This is a genomic window from Okeania sp. SIO2B9 (assembly GCF_010672505.1).
Classification (GTDB): domain Bacteria; phylum Cyanobacteriota; class Cyanobacteriia; order Cyanobacteriales; family Microcoleaceae; genus Okeania; species Okeania hirsuta.
On sequence record NZ_JAAHGK010000600.1, the window covers coordinates 1 to 4,484 of the forward strand.

3 protein-coding genes and 1 pseudogene are annotated in these 4,484 nt (G+C 39.0%); 1 reads left to right on the top strand and 3 read right to left on the bottom strand.

Going from position 1 to position 4,484, the window contains the following annotated elements:
* A pseudogene (locus F6K13_RS19870) lies at positions 1-175 on the top strand (IS1 family transposase); the annotation flags it as partial.
* Positions 176-217: 42 nt separating this feature from the next.
* Here F6K13_RS19870 and clpX read toward each other — a convergent pair.
* The 3 genes from clpX to tig form a co-directional block, all read right to left on the bottom strand.
* A complete protein-coding gene (gene clpX / locus F6K13_RS19875; RefSeq protein ID WP_124155309.1) occupies positions 218-1,564 on the bottom strand; it encodes an ATP-dependent protease ATP-binding subunit ClpX in 1,347 nt (448 codons plus the stop codon).
* A 13-nt stretch (positions 1,565-1,577) separates the two neighbouring features.
* On the bottom strand, positions 1,578-2,264 hold the full coding sequence (clpP, locus tag F6K13_RS19880; RefSeq protein ID WP_124145365.1) for an ATP-dependent Clp endopeptidase proteolytic subunit ClpP: 687 nt from the start codon (positions 2,262-2,264) through the stop codon (positions 1,578-1,580).
* Positions 2,265-2,420: 156 nt separating this feature from the next.
* Positions 2,421-3,860, bottom strand: a complete 1,440-nt coding sequence (tig, locus tag F6K13_RS19885) for a trigger factor (RefSeq protein WP_124145366.1) — start codon at positions 3,858-3,860, stop codon at positions 2,421-2,423.
* Positions 3,861-4,484: the final 624 nt, after the last annotated feature.

Here is a 4,484-nt window from a genome sequence, read left to right on the forward strand (position 1 = left end):
ACTTACATGACTGGTGTAGAGGGAGAAAATACACGCGCTACGTCATTACTGAGCTATGTTAGATGGCAAAACCTTGTGCTATTCCAAGTCTGTTGAAATGTTAAAGCACTCAATTCGACTACTGATTTATTACCTTAAGTTTAAAGAGGTCCCTGTTCCCACCCTGTCCCTATAATTCATCTTTTAATCTGACAACGCCTGAAATGCCGATCGCTAGTTAAGCAGACTCAGGTTTTGGCAACGATGATGGATGCACTAATAACTCTGCAGTCGATCGCTTCTCTACCATTTCCTTAGTAATAGTACACCGAGTCACATCCTTGCGCGAAGGTAATTCATACATCACATCCAACATCAACTCCTCCACAATACCCCGCAACGCTCGTGCTCCGGTCTTTCTCCTAAATGCTTCCTTCGCGATCGCTCGAATTGCCTCTTCCTCAAACTCCAACTGTACATTATCCATCTGCAACAACTTTTGATATTGCTTCACCAAAGCATTCTGAGGTTTTGTCAAAATTGCCATCAGAGTCTCCTCATCCAGAGGTTCAACTACCGCCACCATTGGTATTCGCCCAATTAACTCTGGAATTAAACCAAACTTCACCAAATCATTCGGTTCCATTTGCTTCATTAAATCTACAACTTTTTTATCCTTGGACTGATTTTCTCCTACTTCCTGAACAAAACCCATTGACTTTTTGCCGTTTCTCTGTTCTACTATTTTATCTAAACCAACAAAAGCCCCACCACATATAAATAAAATATTACTCGTGTCAATCTGAATACAATCTTGATAGGGATGTTTCCGACCACCTTGAGGGGGGACATTGGCAACAGTCCCCTCCAACATTTTTAATAAAGCCTGCTGTACCCCCTCTCCAGACACATCTCTTGTTATGGAAGGGTTCTCACTCTTGCGAGCTATCTTATCTATCTCATCTATATATATAATACCCCGTTGTGCTTCCTCTACCTCTAAATCTGCCACTTGCAGAAGTCGCAGCAAAATATTCTCCACATCTTCCCCAACATATCCAGCTTCTGTTAATGTTGTCGCATCTGCCACAGCAAATGGTACATCCAATAATTCTGCCAAAGTTTGAGCCAACAATGTCTTACCACAACCAGTCGGCCCAATCAATAAAATATTAGATTTTTGTAATTCCACCTCATCTGGAGAAGACTTGCCACTTTTTTTGGCTTCTACAAAGGTCAGACGTTTATAGTGGTTATAAACTGCCACTGACAAAACCTTCTTACCTTCCTCCTGACCAATAACATGAGTATCCAGATAATTCTTAATTTCTCTAGGTTTAGGAAGTTGGGCAACTGACACTCTTTTGGCAGTACTACTTCGCTTTTGAGTAGGGGTTGTTGGTCTTGGCGTTGGAGATTGTGGCCCTGTTGTGTTAGAGTCAAAAAGCTCCTCATCTAAAATCTCATTGCACAACTCTACACATTCATCACAAATATAAACTCCAGGACCTGCTATTAACTTACGGACCTGTTCCTGAGACTTGCCACAAAATGAACATTTTAGATGGGAGTCGTATTTAGACATAACTTCCTCTTAATTACATTGCGGGAACAGACTCTCCTGGTACAGGAAGATTCTGTTTAGTAATCACTTGATCGACCAAGCCATAATTTTTGGCCTCTTCTGCGGACATAAAGAAGTCGCGGTCTGTATCAACTTCTATTTTTTCTAGAGGTTGACCTGTATGAGCTGATAAAAGTTCATTCAGCTTACGTTTATGATATAAGATTTCTTTAGCCTGGATCTCAATATCTACTGCTTGACCTTGAGCCCCACCTAGAGGCTGGTGAATCATTATTCTAGAACTAGGAAGGGACATTCTTTTACCTTTTGTCCCACCAGAAAGAAGAAAAGCTCCCATACTTGCAGCTAAACCATAACAAATTGTTACTACATCAGGCCGTACCTGCTGCATGGTGTCGTATATAGCCATTCCAGCAGTAACAGACCCTCCAGGGGAGTTGATATAGAGTTGAATATCTTTTTCTGGGTCTTCAGCATCCAGGAATAGCATCTGAGCAGTAATGGTATTAGCTACATTATCGTCTACTGGGGTCCCCAAAAAAATTATTCTTTCTCTAAGGAGCCGTGAGTAGAGGTCAAAAGCTCTTTCTCCCATCCCTGATTGTTCAACTACCATAGGAACAATGTTACTAGGACCGGAGTAAACTTGTAACTTATTATAGATATTAACTAAATCATCAGAATATTGAGATATAACCATAGTCCATCAGTTTATATATAAACAAATTTTGTTTTGACTTGCTCATTTTTGATTCGTATCAATCCAAGCTGAATATTATTATGACTTAGCTTTACTAATATTGGTAGTTGGGATTACCCAACCATTCATTAATTTGAGTTTAGTTAATCTTGTTCATTATTGAGGATTTTCCACAGTAGCTACAGGTTCCGCCTCAACTTCTACAATAGTTTCTGACTCTGACTCAGTTTCTACAGGAGTTTCTGTAGCTTCATCTATTTCTGAATCTTTAGTTAGAGTTCCTTGAGGTACTAACTCTACTGTGCCATTTTCTTCCAACCATTTGATTGTTTTTTCCTTCAGTAAGTCTTCTGTCACTACTTCTCTTAATCTATCTGGATCGACATCCTTTCCTTGGAGTTGTCCCATGACTTTAGCTGACTCTGCTACAATCTCTTCTTCATTTACCTCGATTGACTCTTCCTTGGCCACTGTTTTAATAGCCCAATCTCTTTTTAATCGCTCAATTGCTTCTGGCCGCGATCGCTCTTGCATTTCTGGCAATTTATCGCTACTGAACAATTCTTTAACATCTATTCCATACTGGCTCAACTCCATGGCACTTTGGGCTAACATCTGCTGAACTTCATTTTTAATTAAAGTTTCTGGTAATTCTACTTCCAGATGGTTCACCAGCTCATTTACAATGGCAATTTCCTTATTCTGTTTTGTTTGTTCCTCTTTTTCTTTGGTAAATTTTTTCTCCATGAACTCTTGTAATTGGGCTAATGTTTCAAACTCACTAATTTCTTGAGCAAAATCATCATCCAACTCTGGTAATTCTTTTTCTTTTAATTCTTTAAGAGTAATTGTAAATACTGCTGGTTTACCTGCTAACTCTGGTTGACCATATTCTTCAGGAAATTGAACGGAAATTTCTTTTGTTTCCTCTAGGTTCATACCTACTATTCCATCAATGAACCCAGGGATAAATTGTCCTTCTTTCAACTCCATTTGATAATCTTGAGCCTTGCCTCCTGGAACTTCTTTCGGCTCTTCTCCCTCTGTATCAGATGGGATTATACCTTCAAAATCTACTATTGCCACATCTCCTAACTGAGCAGCTCTTCCTTCTACGGGAATTAGTGTGGCCTTTTCAGAGCGACGTTCTTCTAGAAATTCATCTAATTGAGCATGGTCATATTTAGCTTCTTCAGCCTTGACCACCAATCCTTTATAATCATTAACTTTAGCCTCTGGCTCTACATCCACTTTAGCAGAGAAGGCCATTTCTTTTCCTGGTTCAAAATCTTTTACTAACTCTTCAAATTCTGTAACCAGGTCAAATTGACCTATTGCATTGATTTGTTCTTGTTCTCTTGCTTTTTCTAAGCAATCATTAATGAGGTTATCTAAGGCCATAGCTTTAACATAATTTCTACCCAGCCTCTGTATCAATATTTGTCGAGGCACCTTGCCTTTTCTGAACCCAGGAATATTGGCGGTACGGATATATTTCTGAATCACCTGTTCGTAGGCATTCTTGGACATTTCTGGTGTAATCTCGATTTCCAGGCCTATTTGGCTAGCTGGAAGTTTTTCCTGGGTAACTTTCATCGGCGTTTTGTTTAAGTTAGTTAGAACTAAGTTTAAGATTATAGGCTATGATTCTATCATAAATGTTGAAAGAGGACTCCTGTTATATCCCTACTTGAATCGGGAATGGGGAATAGGGAACAGGAAATAGCAAACTGTAAAAGGGTTTTAGCATTGAAAAATGTCCTCACTAATTCTTGTAGTGCTATATCATCGCTCTTAATTTAACGATGAGGTGAATTTCAACCAGAAAAGTGATTGAGCAATACGCGTGCGCATTTTTGGCGTTATAATTGCATCAATAGCCGTGGAGTACACGGTTGAATCAAAACGCACCGCCTGGGCTGAGGTAAATTCAGGGTAAAGACGGAGCAAGACAGCTTGTTGAGATAGTAGTAGCGGGGGTGCAATTCAGTTTATTTGATTTGTTATCTAGCCCGAGAATCTGTGAGACAAGAATCTCCCGTTATGATCAAGGGATTTAACCATGAGAGTGTCAATAAGCTATATAATTATTTATTTATAGGAATCTTAAGATTCTGACTTTTTCTTGCACTATACTTTTTGGCTTACTATTACTATAAGTATTTCTCTACCTTCGCCAACAATGCTTGAATTTTAGGACTTTTTTAACTTTATTTTTTT